Origin of the sequence: Natrinema thermotolerans, assembly GCF_031165565.1 — an archaeon.
GTDB classification, from domain to species: Archaea; Halobacteriota; Halobacteria; order Halobacteriales; family Natrialbaceae; genus Natrinema; species Natrinema thermotolerans.
The window spans coordinates 280,860-296,669 of record NZ_CP101873.1 but is presented as its reverse complement, the minus strand read 5'-3'; the positions used below and the strand labels follow the sequence as shown (position 1 = coordinate 296,669).

The following is a 15,810-nucleotide window of genomic DNA, read 5'->3' as shown; positions in this document are numbered from 1 at the left end:
TCCCCGTCAGAAACCGCCGCCGGTGAACAGGTCGAGGAATCCCTGCATGGCGAGCGCGCCCAGAGTGATCGCCAGCACCACCAGCGAGGCGTTGACGACGTTCAGCCACCGGGAGTTCCGGTACTCGCCCATGGTCTCGCGGTCGTTGACCGCCCAGAACAGCAGGGTGGCCGCGACCGGGAGGCCGAAGATGCCGTTGACCGTCGGGAACAGGATCGCCATATCGATGACCGAGAGATCGAGCACTCGACTGAATACCGGCGAGAAGACGCCGATCCCCGTTAGGGTCACGAAGACAATCGTGAATCGCCGGTCGCCCTTGTTGACTTCGTAGCCGGCGGCCTGCGGAATCATGTAGGCGGGCGTCCACATAATCGGGATGATACTGTTGAACGCGGCCACGATGACGCCGATGACGAAAAGAACCATCGCCCACACGCCGAGGACCTCGACCAGCGCCTTTCCGGGGGTGATGAACGTGTCGAGTTGCGTAAAGCCCATCGGACGCAGCAGCGCCGCGGCGGTGATCAGGATCGCGAGCGTCGTCAGCCCGCCGACGGCGTAGCCGATCGCCAGATCGGCCCGCGCGCCGGGCAGGTCGCTCTGGTCGGTCCACCCCTTCTCGTGGACGAGGATCGACTCGAGGAAGAAGTTGGGCCACAGCGCGGTCGTGCCGAGCAAGCCGGCGGCCATCGGGAGCGCGCCGAACGTTTCCGTCGTCGGGATGAACCCGAGGGCGACGGCATTCAAATCCGCGCCGCTGGGAACGGCGACGATGACGTACATGACCATCAACGAGAGCATCATGGCGATCATCAGGGTCTCGACGGTGTCGTAGTTCAGCAGTCCGACGCCGATCGCCGCCAGCGTCGCCACGACGGCGATCGGTTGCCAGCCGATCGCGCCGCCGACCAGGAACGAGAAGCCGGCCCCAACGGCCGCGACCAGTCCGATCGTCCACGCCACACAGCCGATCGACAGGAACAGTGCGATCGCCATCGCCGCGGGCCGGCCGACCTTTTCGCGGACGAACACCATCAGCGAGGTCCCGTGAATGCCCAGTCTGGCGCTCATATCCTGTGCCATGAACCCGAGCAGTGCAGCGCCGACGACGGCCCACAGCAGGGTGTAGCCGTGGATGACCCCCGCCTGACTGGCGATGAATATCGACCCGGAGCCGAAGTAGCTCGCGACCATCACGAACGCCAACCCGTACTGCTGTGCCTGCCCGGCAAGATAGTCGACTGCGGACAGGTTCCGGATACTCATTCGTGCGCCTCCGTTTTCAGGCGGTCGATTCGGCGGAGTGGCCGAACCCTGACGGACGACCAGATGCGTTCGAACGGCTGTGCGTCGGGCGGTGTCGTGATCGTGCTAGTACTGATCGGTAACTCGGTTCTGTCGCGGCCACTGTTCGACGGCGAAACGACGCCCGGCGTTCGGTTCAGCGCCCCCATAATAGTCCGGCTACAGACAACGCTCCCATCGGGGAGAGGGCAGCGCCGGATACTTCAACCCGCTTTATCCATCGGGCCTCGCAGCGACCCGTTCACCGGGACCTGCAGAGCGGGCTCACGCGGCCCCGGCGCTCGGCGGCCGCGCCGTCGCTATCGGCTCGCCTCGAGCCCCAGTCGCCGGTCCACGGCGTCGTTGACCCGCTCGAGGACGGCGGGGGTGTCGCTTGGGCGGCCGACGCTGACCGCGTCCGCGCCGTAGTCGACGTACTCGCGGACGGTCTCGTCGTCGCGGACGCCGTTGTTGGCGATGACGAACAGATCGGTGGCGTCGACCACGTCGGCGACGACGGACTCGCTGTCCATCGCATCGACGTGGACGAAAGCTGCCCCGGCGTCCTCGAGTCGGGCGGCGAGCTCCGGGAGGTCGACGGCGGGGACTTCCGCACGGACCTTCACGCCGACGGTCGCGCCGGTGTCGGCCGCCCGGTCGACGTAGGTCGCGAGGCGCTCGCCGTCTTTCAGCAGCGTCTCGCCGCAGCCGACGGCACACAGCTCGTCCTGTCGGCAGTGGGCGTTGATCTCGAGGTACGCGTCCCGATCGCGACAGCGCCGGGCGGCGTCGACGACCGGTTCGATCGTGGTGCTGCGGACGTTGAACGCCGGCCGGATCGGGACGTCCGCGAGCGCGTCGAGTTCGCCCTCGAGAAAGGCGAGCGGATCGTCGGGGAGGAACTCCGTCCGATCGCGGGCGACGAGTTCGCGCGCGGCCGCACGCGAGTCGTCGTCGAGTGCGATCCCGCCGAGGAACGCGGCCCCCGCGTACTCGGCCCCGGCCCGCGCCCAGTCGGCGTCGGCCTCGCCGCTGAGGCTGGCCAGCGCGAGCGGCGGTGTGAACGATAGCTCGTGGCTCATGCCACGCGCTCGATCGCCGCCTCGATCGCGCGGATCACGCGGGCGGCGTCCTCTCGGGAGTCGATCCCGATGTCGGTCCTGACCGCCGGAGCTTCGAAGGTGGCGTCGTCGCCCTCGTCGATCACGAAGGCGTCGGCGAAGGGATAGGCGGTCGCCAACCCCGCAGTGCTTGGCTTTGCGTTGACCGCCGCCATGAGGTCGCCGGCGGGCCCGGAGAACGCGTCGTCCCCGAGGAACGGCGAGACGGCGACGACCGTGGTCTCGGCGAGCGCCTCGGCGACGCCCGGCAACGCGAGCATCGGTCCGATACTGGTGACCGGATTCGAGGGGCCGATGACGACGGTGTCGTCGAGCGCCTCGAGGACGCCCGGTGCGGGCTCGGCCTGTGAGGAGCCCCGAAACTCGACGGTGTCGACGGTCGGCTCGCCCCGGTGGGCGACCCAGTACTCCTGAAAGTGCATCAGCCCCTCGTCCGTGTGGACGAGGCTGGCGACGGGATCGTCGCTCATCGGGAACAGGTCGATCGTGAGTCCGAACCCGTCGGCGAGTTGCCGGGTCGCCTCGCTCAGCGTGTACCCCTCGTCAAGGAGGCTGGTCCGCGTGATGTGGACGGCCCGGTCGCGATCGCCGATCGTCATGAACTCGGCGACCCCCGAAAAGCGCCGCCAGTTCGCGAGGTCGCGGCCGTCGGTCTGTTTCTCCCCGGGGAGGTACTGCGGGCCGTCGGGGAGGTCCGCGGCCGACGCGATGTCTTTCAGCGCCGAGTTCGTTCGATGCGTATCGCCCTCGATGCCCCACCACGTCTCCCGGTCGAGGATCCCACCGCCCTGAAACAACAGCGTATCGACGTCCGGCGAGACGAAGAGTCCGCCGAGTTCGATGTCGTCGCCCGTGTTGGCGACGACCGTGGTCTCCTCCGGCGAGAACGCGGCGGCAGCGCCGTCTAACAGCTTCGGCGTGCCGGTGCCCCCGGAGAGGAAGGTTACCATACCCGCAACTCTCGAGCGAGGGTACTTAATCGCTTTCGGCCGACCGCGGGCGTGGCCGGTGACGGAGTGTACGTGGTCGGATCGACGCGACTCGGCCAGTCACTCGACGACGACGGTCCCGACCATCCCGGCCTTCTCGTGAGGAACACAGACGTACTCGTGTTCGCCGGTCGTCTCAAAGGTGTGGACGTAGGACTCGCCCGACTGAACCGCGCCCTTGCCGTTCTCCCAGCCCTCGCGGGCGGCGTCCTCGCCATCGAACCCACCCGAGGCCCAGTAGTCGGCGTCGTCCGGAATCCGGTCCTCGTAGGCCGTGACGGAGTGGGGTTCGCCGGCCGCGTGTTTCCAGGCGACGGTGTCGCCCTGTGCGACGGTAAGCGTCTCCGGCTCGAACGCGACGGCCTGCATATCGACGACGTGGTCGGCGTCGTCCGGAACGCCTTCGACGACGTTCGGCCCGCCCCCGAGGTCGGTCTCCGAACCGGACCCCTCGCCGGAGTCGCCCGTTCCGTCGCCGCTCGGGGCGGCGTCGGGCGCGCCGGCGACCGCGAACTGCGCTCGCAGTGCCGCCGTCGCGAACGTCTCGGCGGCCGCCTCGACGTCCGACCCGTCCTCGAGCGCACCGATGTAGTCCTCGAGCGCCGCCTCGAAGCCCTCGTAGATATCGCGGTCAGCCTCCTCGAGGAGTTCGTGGGCCCGTGCTTCCTCGAACGCCGCGAACACGTCCGATGCGAGCGACGCGGCGGCGTCACCGAACGAGCCGCCCGCGTCCGCGACGACGGTATAGGTCGCTTCGATCGCCTGCTCGTTGAACGCCCGGGCCGCCGCGCTCACGTCCCCGCCCTCGGCGGCGGCGTTTCTGGCATCGCCGAGGGCCGCTTCGAACGATTCGTAGCGATCGTGGTCGGCCTCCTCGAGCGCCTCGTGGAAGCCGCCGGCACCGCGTTCGAAGTCCTCGAAGATCTCTTGCAGCACGGTTTCCGCACGATCCGCCGCACCGAGGACGTCCAGTGCGCCCGCGTCGAACGCCCGAGCTGCCATCGCGGCGCTCTCGACGGCGCTGACCTGTGCGGTCGTCCCCGCCGTCGTCTCGAACTCGAGCAGCGTCGCCGCGAGGCCGTCGGCGTGGTCGGCGACGGCCGCGTCGTCCTCGTTCTCGAACGCGTCGATCAGTCCGTTCAGGTGTTCGTCCTCGAACGTCTCGTAGAGGTCGTGGTCGGTCTCCTCGAGCGTCTCGTGGAAGTCGGCCTCGTTCGCTTCGAAGGTCTCGAACAGCCCGCTGGCGATTTCGGCGGCGACCTCGCTCTCGCCGAGCCGGTACCGTTCGACGGCGTCGCCGAGCCGGGCCCTGAAGAAGCTCGCCTCGAGCAGGGCGGGTTCGACGCCGGTTCCCAGCGCCTCGATCCCGGTCACGAGCCCCTCGTCGACGGCGGTGACGGCACTCTCGACGCCTTCGGGGTCGTCGTTTTCGATAGCCGTCGCGAGCGCGTCGAGTCCGTCCTCCTCGAACCGGTGGTAGGCGTCCTCGCTGGCTTCCTCGAGGGCCTCGTGTGCGCGAGCGCCCTCGAAGTGGGCGAAGGCGTTCTCGACGACTCGCCCGGCCGCGTCTCCGTGTCCGCGCTCGAAGAGCCAGACGGCGTCGTGGGCCCGTGCCCGATAGCCGGTCAGTGCGGCCGCGTGTGCGAACGCCGTCGACGGCCCGCCCAGACCCGAAAGCGCCGCGGCGTCCCAGCCACGGGCCTGATAGGTAGCGATCTGACCGGCACCCGCTGCCGACTCGGACGGTGCGAGGGCGTACGCGCCCTCGTTGGCCGCCGCGAGCGTGTCCGTCGCGCTCGAGCGGACGCCCTCGAGGTCTTCTTCTCCCGCGGCCGCCGCGACAGCCTCGAGGGCGCTCTCGAACCGCTCGTAGATCTCGCTGTCGGCCTCCTCGATCGCGTCGTGGACCGCGGCCTCCTCGAACCGCTCGAGCGCGTCGGTCGCGACCGTTTCGGCGGCGTCGAAGGCACCGGCCTCGGCGGCGACGACGGCGTCAGCCGTCGACGTACCGATCGACTGGAGGTCGAGCGCCTGTGCCGTCTCCTCGCCGACGAGCGCCGTTTGGGCCTGGCCGAGTTCGTCACTGCCGATGACGGTCTCCTCGCGTGCCCGGCCGATGTCCCCGCGATCGAGGCCCTCCGTCCGGAGTTCGCCGAGGGCTTCCTCGAACGCCTCGTAGCGGTCGTGATCCGTCTCCTCGAGGAGTTCGTGGGCGTTGTACTCGCCGCTTGCGGTCTCGAACCGTTCGAACGTGTCGCCGGCGATGGCGGCCCCGGTCCCCGACTTCCCGGCTTCGCCCGCCGCGAGCGCGTCCCACAGGCGCGCCCGCATCGCGTTCCACTCGGCGGCGACGGCCCGCTCGGCCGGCTCGACCGTCACCGACTCCTCGTCGCTGCTCGGGCCCTCGTCGTCCGTCGACCCGTCGTCCCCGTCGCCGTCGCCGGAACAACCGGCGAGACCGAGAGTTACGAGTGCAGCGCCGCTCCCCTTCAACCACGTCCGTCGTGTCTGTCGCATATTTTTAGGCTGGCCTAAAAGTATAAATGGTCTTCGATACTTTCCGGACAGAGAGGCAGAATAATAGTGCAGGCGGCGCTCTCAATTCCTCGTCCGCGATCGGGACGGCGGATCCTTCTCCGAATATTTAGGTCTACCTAAATAACCTATCGGAAGAATTGCCGGTAGCAACATGAACGTTTTCCCGAATATGTTGTGAGAATCGCGTCGTCGGGGTCATGTACGAGTCTCTCCCGCCGGCGGACTTACCTTAATTATTAATAATGCACAACCACATGTCCAAGCGAGGCGTATAGATACCGAGGGACAATGGCAGTAACAACCACTCCCGTAGACGACGGTGCAATAGACGGATTCAGCGAGGGGCTTCACGGCGAGTTGCTCCGTCCCGGGGATCCGAACTACGACGAGACTCGAGCGATCTGGAACGGCATGATCGACAGGCGGCCAGCGCTCATCCTCCGCGCGATGGGCGTATCGGACGTGATCGCGGCGGTGAACTTCGCCCGCGACCACGACGTGGTACTCGCGGTCCGCGGCGGCGGACACAACATCGCGGGGAACGCGGTCTGTGACGACGGACTAATGCTCGACCTCTCGGTGATGCGGTCGGTTCGCGTAGATCCGACAGAGCGGACGGCTCGAGTCGAGGCGGGGGCGACCCTCGCGGACGTCGATCACGAGACGCAAGCGTTCGGACTGGCGACGCCGTTTGGGATCAATTCGACGACCGGCGTCGCGGGGCTCACGCTCGGCGGCGGCTTCGGCTGGCTGACTCGCAGGTACGGAATGACGGTGGATAACCTGCGGTCCGTGGACATCGTCACTGCCGACGGCGAACTGCGTCACGCAAGCGAGACGGAAAACGCGGATCTCTTCTGGGGGATTCGGGGCGGTGGCGGCAACTTCGGCGTCGTCACCTCCTTCGAGTTCGACCTCCACGAAGTCGGTCCCGAGATTCTGTCGGGACCGATCGTCTACGCGGGCGAGGACGCACGGGACGTCATCCGGCACGTCCGGGATTTCAACGAGGACGCACCGGAGGAAGCCGCTGTCTGGATCGTCCTCCGGAAGGCACCGCCCCTGCCGTTCCTCCCCGAAGACGTCCACGGCGTCGGCGTCGTCCTCGTCGTGACGTTCTACGCCGGTGACATGGCGGAGGGAGCGGCGGTCTTGGCCCCGCTCCGGGAGTACGGCGACCCGATCGCGGACGCCGTCGGGCCACACCAGTACGCGGCCTTCCAGCAGGCGTTCGATCCGCTACTCACCGAGGGGTCCCGGAACTACTGGAAGTCACACAACTTCAGTGAACTCTCCGACGACGCCATCGATACAGCAGTCGAGTACGCAGCCGATCTCCCGTCGCCCCTGTCCGAGATCTTCTTCGCACAGCTCGGCGGCGCGATGGCCCGCGTCCCGTCGGACGCGACGGCGTACCCCCACCGGGACGCCGAGTACGCGATGAACGTCCACACGCGCTGGGAGGATCCGGCGATGGACGACGAGTGCATCGCCTGGTCGCGGGCGTTCTTCGACGCGATGGCACCGCACGCGACCGGCGGCGTCTACGCGAACTTCATCAGCGAGGCGACGGGCGAAGAGGACCTCGCTTACGGGCGGAACGGGGACCGGCTGGCCGAGGTCAAGGCCGAGTACGATCCGGAGAACCTGTTCCGGCTGAACCAGAACGTCGAACCGGCCCGGTAACCCTTTTTCGTCCGCGACCACCGCGCTTCGAGTCGCTACTCGCCGATCCAGTCCGCGAAGCTCCCCTCGAGCAGCGTCTCCGACTGGCGGGCGACGTACGTCTGCTGCATCGTCTCGATCGCCGCCTCGAGGTCGGCTCCGTCCGCGAGCGCGGTCTCGACCTGCTCGCGCTTCCAACTGGCCGGGGTCACGCCCTGTCGGACGCGTCGCCGGAGCGGGTAGAGGTACTTGGCGGCGTCTTCCTCGCTCAGCCCGCGGTTGGTCAGCCCGTCCTCGGCGTGAGCCAGCAGGTCCTCGTAGAGTGCGAGGCTATCCGACGTTTCCTTGCCGTCGTTCGTGATCCAGGTGAGATCGGCCTCGAGCCCGTCGACCATCGCGGCGTAGAAGTTTTCCCGGGCGAGCTGCCAGTCGAGTTCGACGACGGGATGCTCGAGTCGGGTGAGACTCTCCATCAGGCCGGCGAAGGCCGCGAGGAACGCGACCGAATCGCGGACCGTCGGCTGGGCGGGAATGGGGCGGAACTCGATGCGGGCGTTGGCCGCCGAGCGCGTCGGACCGCCGAAGACCGGGCGGATCCACCGCCAGTAGGTGCCGTGTTTCCGGCTGAAGTGGGGGAACTGGTCGTCGAAGCGTTCGCCGGGCTCGACCGGCATCGGGACCATGGTGTCGTCGGCGGCGATCCGATCGATCGCCTCGTCGACGGACGCGAGATCGCGCGGGAACCGGACCTTCCCCTCGCCCGTCGTCGGATCGTTGAGGACGGTCTCGAAGACGCTGATACGGTGTTCCATCCAGCCGTCCCGGAGGATCGCCTCGGGGCTCGCGTCCTCGTCGTAGAGATCGGCGGGGAAAAACGGCGAGTTGACTCCCAGCGCGAGCAGCGGGCCCGCGACTCGCAGCGCGTAGTTGAAGTAGTCGGGCAGGTCGGGGGCGTGGGGTACCTGGTAGTGGGGCTGGATCGACGTGATCAGGCTCTCGGGCATGACGGTGTCGCCCTGCAGCGAGACGTGGGGCGCTTCGATTCGCATCCCCGCGGCCTCGGCTCGGTCCGTGTTCGCCATCGCGTGATACCGGGCCGAGTCGCTCATGTTCGTCGCGACCCGGACCGCGCGTTCGGTTCCATCGTCGTCCGTCGTCGTCCGCTCGACGCTGTCGGTGAGATAGGTCGCCGCGTCTTCGCCTTCCGGCGGGAGCGTCCAGAGCGCGTCGCTGACCAATCGCATCCGCTCGGACTGGGTCACGTCGAGTGCCGTCCGCAGACGGGCCTTGACCTCCGCCTCCTGGGCCGTCAGCCCGTCGGCGTTCAGCGGCTGCGGGCTCGTCGTCATCTCGGCGTTGTGCAGCCCCAACTCCTTCTCGAAGCCGATCAACTCGAGCAGCCGGCGCGGAACCCGCCGTAGGGCGCAATCGTCGGCCTTGACCGCGTAAAACTCGTACTCGAGGCCGACGATCGCCTGCGGATTGTCGAAGACTCCCTCCTCGACGCCCTCTTTGATCACCTCGGCGTCCGCTTCGGCCGACCGGCGGAAGTCGTCGGCATCGACCGACAGGACGTCCGCGACCCGCGCGGCGAGTTCCTCCTCTGACATACCACCGAGTGCGTACCCGATCACCTTTAAAGGCGGCCATCGGGCTCCTCTCCGCTGCCGCGCGTCGGTCCGGTCCCGACGCTCCGTCCGGTCTCAGAACCGTTTTACTCCCCCCGGCGATACACACCGCCGATGGAGTTCGCCACGTTCGCCGACCGTGCCGGGACGATCGACGCCGAACCCGCCGACCTCGAGATCGTCGCCCACGTCAGGGACCTGCTCGCGGCGGCTGACGACGAGATCGAGGTCGTCGCGCGGTTCGTCCAGGGGCGGGTATTCCCCGCCTGGGACTCGACGACGCTCGATATCGGCCCGAGCGCGTGTTACGAGGCGATCGCCCGCGCAGCGGGACAAAACGTCAGCGGCGACGACGTCGAGGAGCGACTCGCCGACGTGGGCGAGATCGGCGACGTGGCGGCCAGCTACGAGTTCGGCGGTCAGCAGGGCCTCGGTGCGTTCACGGACGACGCCGGCGGCACCGATGACGATCTCACTGTCCGCGAGGTCGCCGATACTCTCACCGAACTGGCCGCCGCCGAGGGATCGGGCAGCCACGACCGGAAGGTCGACCTCCTCTTTGGCCTGTTCAACCGCGCCTCGAGCGAGGAAGCCCGATATCTCGCTCGGCTCGTCCTCTCGGAGATGCGCATCGGCGTCGGCGAGGGGACGGTCCGAGACGCCATCGCCGCGGCCTTCGAGGTCCCCGAGGACCGCGTCGAACGCGCCCTGCAGGTGTCGAACGACTACGGACGGGTCGCCCGAATCGCACGAGACGAGGGCGTCGCGGGGCTCGACGCCATGGACCTCGCGGTCGGCCGCCCCGTCCAGGCGATGCTCGCACAGGCCGGGACCGTGACCGACGCCCTCGAGGAGTGGGACGAGGCGGCGGTCGAGTGGAAATACGACGGCGCTCGTTGCATTTCTGGGTATACGCCGATTTACACTCGCGAACGAGGACAAATCGCCGTTCGTGACGTCGAAGTCGGGGACAGCGTTCTCACACACGAGGGTCGCTTCAGGGAGATCGTAGCAAAAAATAGACGAAGCATAGATAGCAAGGAGAAAGTGTTTGAGTTCTCAACGTATTTCGGTACAGAGTTTAAAATAACAGAGGGACACGAGATGTTGGTTTATGATTCAGGTGATACCGAGTGGGTTCCGATCGAAGATGTTTCCGAGAATGAGACTCTCGCCTTTCCGGTCCCTACCATCCGTCCTACTTCGACACCTCCCGACCGCCTGCAACTCAGTACCATCGATAATTACACGAAGGAGTTCGAACTATCGCCGTCTTTCTACCGGTTTCTCGGCTATTGGGTCGGCGACGGCTCTACGAACGACTACAACGGCAACAACCGAATCGGATTGATGTTTAGTAACACCGATGCGGATTTATTAGAAGAATACCGGTCGATTGTCGTCGATGCTCTCGGAATCTCTCCTGAGAACGTCCACACCTATGACCACGGTAGTGCGACAGATATATATTGGACAGACGGTCCGCTATTTAAATGGCTATGCGAAAATTTCAGAAAAAATTACCAAGATGGATGGAGAGACAAAACAGTACCTGACTGGTTTTGGAACTTGTCGGAGGACCAGTTTGATGCATTTCTCACGGGTTGGGAGGAAGCAGACGGATACGAAGACCCACAAGGGAGACGGTATATCACCACGAAGGAGCGATATCTCGCGTCCGTAATACAGCTTATCGGATTGACGTTCGGACGAATTTTCGGAATTCGACGAGTGAGAAAGAACGACAAAACGTACTATCGACTGACGATATCTCAGTCCGACCGGTATGCACGAATCGAGGACGACTTCGTTGTCGTCGATATACTCTCTAAAACGGAACTCTCTCGAAAGAACCCACGAGAGGTAGACCCGCGCCAAAAGGTATACAATCTACAGGTCGCAGAAGACGAAAGTTACTGCGTTCCGCTCACCGCGGTACACAACTGTCAACTCCATTTCGATGGTGAGTCGGTCAGCGTCTTCTCGAGAAACATGGAGGAGGTCACCGACGCCCTCCCCGAGGTCGTCGAGTTCGCCGACGAGACGCTCGAGGCCCCCGCAATCCTCGACGGCGAGGTCGTCGCCGTCGACGACGACGGCTCACCGCTGCCGTTCCAGGAAGTCCTCAAGCGGTTCCGCCGGAAACACGACGTCGCGAAGGCCCGCGAGGACGTCTCGGTGCGCCCGGTCTTTTTCGACTGCCTGCACGCCGGTGGCGAGGACCTGCTCGCGGAACCCCTGACGACCCGCCACGACCGGCTCCGGTCGGTACTCGCGGCCGCCGATTCCGACGGCGACGACGGCACCGATGGGACGGCAGACGCCGACATCGAGGGCCTCTCCCTGCTCCGACTGACCGACGATCCCGACGAGATCGAGTCGATCGACGCCGACGCCCTCGAGGCCGGCCACGAGGGGATCATGCTCAAGGATCCCGAGTCGACCTACTCGCCGGGCCGACGGGGGAAACACTGGCGCAAGCGCAAGCCGGACGTGGAGACGATCGACTGCGTCGTCACTGGTGCCGAGTGGGGCGAGGGGCGACGGGCGACCTTCCTCGGGACCTTCGAACTCGCCGTGCGCGCGGGCGACGAGTTCGAGACCGTCGGTAAGGTTGCGACCGGAATCACCGACGAGAAATTAGAAGAGCTGACCGAGTTGCTCGAGCCCCACATCGCCGCCGAGGACGGCCAGGCGGTCGACCTCGAGCCGGCGGTCGTCTTCGAGGTCGGCTACGAGGAGATCCAGTCCTCGCCCACCTACTCGTCGGGCTACGCCTTGCGGTTCCCGCGGTTCCAGGGCGTACGGTCTGACAAGGACCCCGAGGGCGCGGACTCGCTCGAGCGACTCGAGCGGCTCCGTGATCAGTGACCGCTGCCCTCGGCTCGATCGTTCGGTTCCGCCGGTCGACAGCCCTTCTACTCACCGCGATCGAGGCCGGTTCGGTACCGGTGAGTCCGGCAACCGTTCAGGGCCCCCTCCAATTCGTGTCGAACCTGAAATAATTTAACCGTATCCGTATTCTTTCGAGTATGTGTGGCGTGGAAGTCGTCCGAATCCTCCCGGCGACGCGGTCAGCCGTAACGGCGCTTTTGACTCCCGAGACCGTCGTCCGACTCGAGGGGTCGCACGAGCCCGGGCACGTCATCGAGTCGGACGGACGGACCGTCGTAACGGCCCGTCCGTCCGGTCGTCTCCTCCCTCTGCAGTATACCTTCGAGTCAACCGATACCGGATTTCACTACCGACGGGACGCCGACGGACGACCGCTCATCACCGTCGAAACGGCGGTAGAACTGACCGCCGCGAACGGCGAGACCGAGATTCGACTGCGTTCGTCGGTCGATCCGGCCATTCCCCTTCCGCTCCTCGGCTGGTACGCCGAACGGCGACGACGAAAGCGGCTCGAACGGTTCTGTGACCGTCTCACCGCTGCCCTCCGCCGCCGTTGAGTCGACCGTCCGGTTTTCGCGACGGACCGGAGCCGTCGCGGCAGCGTAGACGGTCAGTCCCGAGCCACTGACCACATGTAAGCACCCTTAAGAGCCGTGGGAAACTGGAATCGCGTATGCAACCGCGCGACCTGTCCGATCACGTCGCTTACGAGGCGGGTCGAGGCATCGAGGAGGTCGCCCGCGAACTCGACCGGGACCCCTCGGAGTTCATCAAACTCGCCTCGAACGAGAACCCCCACGGCCCCTCGCCGGCCGCCGCCGTCGCCATCCGGGAGACGGCCTCGAGCGTGAGTTCCTACCCCAAAGCCGCCCACGCCGATCTCACGACCGCCGTCGCCGGCCGCTGGAACGTCACCGACGACCAGGTCTGGCTGGCAAACGGCGGCGACGGGGCGATAGATTACCTCCACCGGACGGCGCTGGAACCGGCCGATGACGTCCTCGTTCCCACGCCCGGCTTCGCCTACTACGGGATGAGTGCCCGATTTCACCACGGCGGCGTCCGTGAGTACGCTCTCTCGAAAGCCGACGACTTCACGCAGGACGCCGACACTGTCCTCGAGGCTTACGACGGCGAGCGCGTGATCTGGGTCACGAGCCCCCACAACCCGACGGGCTCGACGATGCCCCTCGCGGAGATCGAACGCCTCGCCGACGAGACCGACGAGGAGACCCTGATCGCCGTCGACGAGGCCTACGGCGAGTTCGCCGACGGCGAAAGCGCCATCGCGCTGCTCGAGGGCTGGGACGAGTTCGAGGCCCGCGACGACATCGCGGTCCTCCGGACGTTCTCGAAGGCCTACGGGCTGGCCGGCGTTCGTCTCGGCTACGCCGTCGTGCCCGACGAGTGGGCCGACGCCTACGCCCGCGTGAACACGCCCTTCGCGGCGAGCGAACTCGCCTGTCGGGCCGGGCTCGCGGCCATCGACGACGAGGAACACGTCGTCCGGACCGTCGAAACTACCCGCGAATCTCGCGCGTACATGCGCGACAACGTCGACGCCCACGTCTGGGAGAGTCAGGGCAACTTCGTCCTCGTCGACGTCGGCGACGCTTCGGCCGTCGCCGCCGAGATGCAGGAACGCGGCGTCATCGTTCGTGACTGCTCGAGTTTCGGGCTCCCTGGCTGTGTCCGCATCACCTGCGGAACCGAGGACGAAACGGAACGGGCCGTCGCAACGCTCAACGAGGTCCTCGCCGATCTCGACGTCGAATCGTCCCCGGCGGACGAGTCGGACACGGAGGTCGCCGACACATGAAAGTCGCCGTCACTGGCACGCCCGGCACCGGGAAGACGACCGCGACGGAACTGCTCGCATCGCGGCTGGCCGACGAGGAGGCCGCTCCGAACGCGGCGACGGACACCGACGGCGAATCGGCTCCCGATCTCGAGGTGATCCATCTCAACCGCGTCCTCGAAGAAGAGGGCCTCTACACCGAGGTCGACGCCGACCGCGAGAGCAAGGTCGCCGATCTCGAGGCCCTCTCCGAGTGGCTCGCCGGCCGGGACGACGCCGTCGTCGAGTCCCACCTCGCGCATCACTTCGACGCCGACCGTGTGGTCGTCCTGCGGTGTCACCCCGAGACGCTCGAGAAGCGCCTGCTCGAGCGCGGCGAGACCGCCGCGAAGGCCGAGGAGAACGCCGAGAGCGAGGCGCTGGACGTGATCCTCTCCGAGGCGGTCGAGGAACACGGCCTCGAGTCGGTCTACGAGGTCGACACGACCGATCGCGACCCCGAAGCGGTCGCGGCAGCACTCGAGGCGGTCGTCGCGGGCGAGCGCGAGCCAAGCGCCGGCGAGGTCGACTTTATGGGGTATCTGACATGACGCTCGACAAGTTCCGGCCGTACGTCTCGCGGTTTCTCGACCCCTTCGTCAAGGGGTTCGACCGCGTCGGCATGACGCCAAACGGCGTGAGCGTCGTCGCCTTCGGGATGGCGATCCTCGCCGCGGTCGCGTTCGCACTGGGCGGGCTCGAGGACCCGGTCTGGTACGCCGTGGCGGCCGCGCTGGTCTTTCTCAATGGCTGGCTCGACATCGTCGACGGCGCGCTCGCGCGCGAACAGGAGGTCGCGTCGGCCGGCGGCGACCTGCTGGATCACGTCCTCGACCGCTACGCCGACATCGTCGTCATCGCGGGGCTGGCCGCGGGCGTCGAGGACTATCTGCTCGGCTTCGCGGCCGTGACCGGCGTCGTGATGACCTCGTATCTCGGCACGCAGGCACAGGCCGTCGGCCTCGATCGGGTCTACGGCGGACTCGTCGGTCGCGCCGATCGGCTGGCGATCATCGGGATCGTCGGCTTTCTGGCCTATCCGATCACGGGGCCGATCGTCGGCGGGTTCACGCTCGTTGGGCTCCTGTTGGTCTTCCTCGCGGTCGTCGGCCACCTGACCGCACTCCAGCGCTTCTATTACTCCTGGCAAGCCCTCGAGTGAGCGCCGCTGTGGCCCGCTTCCGCCCTTTTTGACGGGCGGGAGCGCGCCGCATGCTTTATCCCTGATCACGATATAGGAACGGACATGGTTCAGTGTGAGATGTGTGGGGCCGAGACGTCGTCCCCGAAGACGATCAAAGTCGAGGGCGCGAAGCTAGACGTGTGTTCCGACTGTACGGACTTCGGCACCGAGGTCAAACAGCCCTCGAGTTCGAGTTCGTCGACGAAGTACTCGACCGGCTCGAGTTCGTCGTCCTCGAGCGGGGGTGGCCAGTCGTCCGGCTCCACGAGTTCGTCGAGTTCGGGTGGCTCGAGCCAGCGCCGCTCGGACATGTTCGACGACATGGACGAGCTGGCGACCGACTACGACGACCGGGTTCGCAACGCCCGCGAGAGCAAGGGTCTCAGCCAGTCCGAACTCGCGAACGAACTCAACGAGAAGGCGAGCCTGATCCGCAAGATCGAACGCGGCGACACCCTCCCGAGCGACCGAGTGCAGTCCGAACTCGAGAGCTTCCTCGAGATCAACCTGAACGCCGAAGGGGCGTCCGGCGAGGACTCGGAGTGGTCCGGCGGCTCCTCGACCGGCAGTTACACGCTCGGCGACGTCGTCAAGCGCAAGGACTAACGGCGACGTCCGGTCCGCCCTCGGTTCCCGTACCGCCGACTCGCAAGCTATTTCTTTCGTG

General features: G+C 66.5%; 12 protein-coding genes. 7 read left to right on the top strand and 5 right to left on the bottom strand.

Annotated elements, in window-relative coordinates; genetic code table 11:
• Positions 1-6: 6 nt before the first annotated feature.
• The 4 genes from NP511_RS01525 to NP511_RS01510 all read right to left on the bottom strand — a co-directional run bounded on the left by NP511_RS01525 (position 7) and on the right by NP511_RS01510 (position 5,914).
• Positions 7-1,269 carry an NRAMP family divalent metal transporter gene (locus NP511_RS01525; protein ID WP_049966865.1) on the bottom strand — a complete coding sequence of 421 codons (1,263 nt, stop codon included), beginning with the start codon at positions 1,267-1,269 and terminating at the stop codon, positions 7-9.
• Positions 1,270-1,607: 338 nt separating this feature from the next.
• On the bottom strand, positions 1,608-2,369 hold the full coding sequence (locus NP511_RS01520) for a tRNA-dihydrouridine synthase (RefSeq protein WP_049966863.1): 762 nt from the start codon (positions 2,367-2,369) through the stop codon (positions 1,608-1,610).
• Positions 2,366-3,358, bottom strand: coding sequence for a 2-phospho-L-lactate transferase (gene cofD / locus NP511_RS01515; RefSeq protein WP_049966862.1), 993 nt, complete (start codon positions 3,356-3,358; stop codon positions 2,366-2,368). The genes NP511_RS01520 and cofD overlap by 4 nt, the downstream gene beginning before the upstream one ends.
• A gap of 99 nt (positions 3,359-3,457) precedes the next feature.
• Complete coding sequence (locus NP511_RS01510) at positions 3,458-5,914, bottom strand: DUF5059 domain-containing protein (RefSeq protein WP_049966861.1); 2,457 nt, start codon at positions 5,912-5,914, stop codon at positions 3,458-3,460.
• Between the two features lie 309 nt (positions 5,915-6,223).
• On the opposite strand from NP511_RS01510, the gene NP511_RS01505 reads away from it, so the two are divergent.
• The gene (locus NP511_RS01505) at positions 6,224-7,621 is read left to right on the top strand and encodes an FAD-binding oxidoreductase (protein ID WP_049966860.1); all 1,398 of its coding nucleotides are present in this window, start codon (positions 6,224-6,226) and stop codon (positions 7,619-7,621) included.
• 35 nt (positions 7,622-7,656) lie between these two features.
• On the opposite strand, the gene NP511_RS01500 is transcribed toward NP511_RS01505, so the two are convergent.
• A complete protein-coding gene (locus NP511_RS01500; RefSeq protein WP_049966859.1) occupies positions 7,657-9,210 on the bottom strand; it encodes a glutamate-cysteine ligase family protein in 1,554 nt (517 codons plus the stop codon).
• A gap of 132 nt (positions 9,211-9,342) precedes the next feature.
• Between NP511_RS01500 and NP511_RS01495 the strand changes: the two genes are divergently transcribed.
• The 6 genes from NP511_RS01495 to NP511_RS01470 all read left to right on the top strand — a co-directional run bounded on the left by NP511_RS01495 (position 9,343) and on the right by NP511_RS01470 (position 15,749).
• Positions 9,343-12,099 (top strand): ATP-dependent DNA ligase, encoded by a 2,757-nt coding sequence (locus NP511_RS01495; protein WP_084158327.1) that lies wholly within the window; start codon positions 9,343-9,345, stop codon positions 12,097-12,099.
• A 161-nt stretch (positions 12,100-12,260) separates the two neighbouring features.
• Positions 12,261-12,680: a hypothetical protein gene (locus NP511_RS01490; RefSeq protein ID WP_049966858.1), complete on the top strand. Its 420-nt coding sequence runs from the start codon at positions 12,261-12,263 to the stop codon at positions 12,678-12,680.
• Positions 12,681-12,796: 116 nt separating this feature from the next.
• Positions 12,797-13,942, top strand: coding sequence for a histidinol-phosphate transaminase (gene hisC / locus NP511_RS01485; RefSeq protein WP_049966857.1), 1,146 nt, complete (start codon positions 12,797-12,799; stop codon positions 13,940-13,942).
• The gene (locus tag NP511_RS01480; protein WP_049966856.1) at positions 13,939-14,511 is read left to right on the top strand and encodes an adenylate kinase family protein; all 573 of its coding nucleotides are present in this window, start codon (positions 13,939-13,941) and stop codon (positions 14,509-14,511) included. Before hisC ends, NP511_RS01480 begins: the two co-directional genes overlap by 4 nt.
• On the top strand, positions 14,508-15,122 hold the full coding sequence (locus NP511_RS01475; protein ID WP_006180493.1) for a CDP-alcohol phosphatidyltransferase family protein: 615 nt from the start codon (positions 14,508-14,510) through the stop codon (positions 15,120-15,122). The genes NP511_RS01480 and NP511_RS01475 overlap by 4 nt, the downstream gene beginning before the upstream one ends.
• Before the next feature lie 84 nt (positions 15,123-15,206).
• On the top strand, positions 15,207-15,749 hold the full coding sequence (locus tag NP511_RS01470; protein ID WP_015299030.1) for a multiprotein bridging factor aMBF1: 543 nt from the start codon (positions 15,207-15,209) through the stop codon (positions 15,747-15,749).
• Positions 15,750-15,810: the final 61 nt, after the last annotated feature.

Coding starts and splice junctions, on each gene's coding strand:
- NP511_RS01525 (WP_049966865.1), bottom strand. CDS start 1,269: ATGAGTATCCGGAACCTGTCCGCAGTCGACTATCTTGCCGGGCAGGCA.
- NP511_RS01520 (WP_049966863.1), bottom strand. CDS start 2,369: ATGAGCCACGAGCTATCGTTCACACCGCCGCTCGCGCTGGCCAGCCTC.
- cofD (WP_049966862.1), bottom strand. CDS start 3,358: ATGGTAACCTTCCTCTCCGGGGGCACCGGCACGCCGAAGCTGTTAGAC.
- NP511_RS01510 (WP_049966861.1), bottom strand. CDS start 5,914: ATGCGACAGACACGACGGACGTGGTTGAAGGGGAGCGGCGCTGCACTC.
- NP511_RS01505 (WP_049966860.1), top strand. CDS start 6,224: ATGGCAGTAACAACCACTCCCGTAGACGACGGTGCAATAGACGGATTC.
- NP511_RS01500 (WP_049966859.1), bottom strand. CDS start 9,210: ATGTCAGAGGAGGAACTCGCCGCGCGGGTCGCGGACGTCCTGTCGGTC.
- NP511_RS01495 (WP_084158327.1), top strand. CDS start 9,343: ATGGAGTTCGCCACGTTCGCCGACCGTGCCGGGACGATCGACGCCGAA.
- NP511_RS01490 (WP_049966858.1), top strand. CDS start 12,261: ATGTGTGGCGTGGAAGTCGTCCGAATCCTCCCGGCGACGCGGTCAGCC.
- hisC (WP_049966857.1), top strand. CDS start 12,797: ATGCAACCGCGCGACCTGTCCGATCACGTCGCTTACGAGGCGGGTCGA.
- NP511_RS01480 (WP_049966856.1), top strand. CDS start 13,939: ATGAAAGTCGCCGTCACTGGCACGCCCGGCACCGGGAAGACGACCGCG.
- NP511_RS01475 (WP_006180493.1), top strand. CDS start 14,508: ATGACGCTCGACAAGTTCCGGCCGTACGTCTCGCGGTTTCTCGACCCC.
- NP511_RS01470 (WP_015299030.1), top strand. CDS start 15,207: ATGGTTCAGTGTGAGATGTGTGGGGCCGAGACGTCGTCCCCGAAGACG.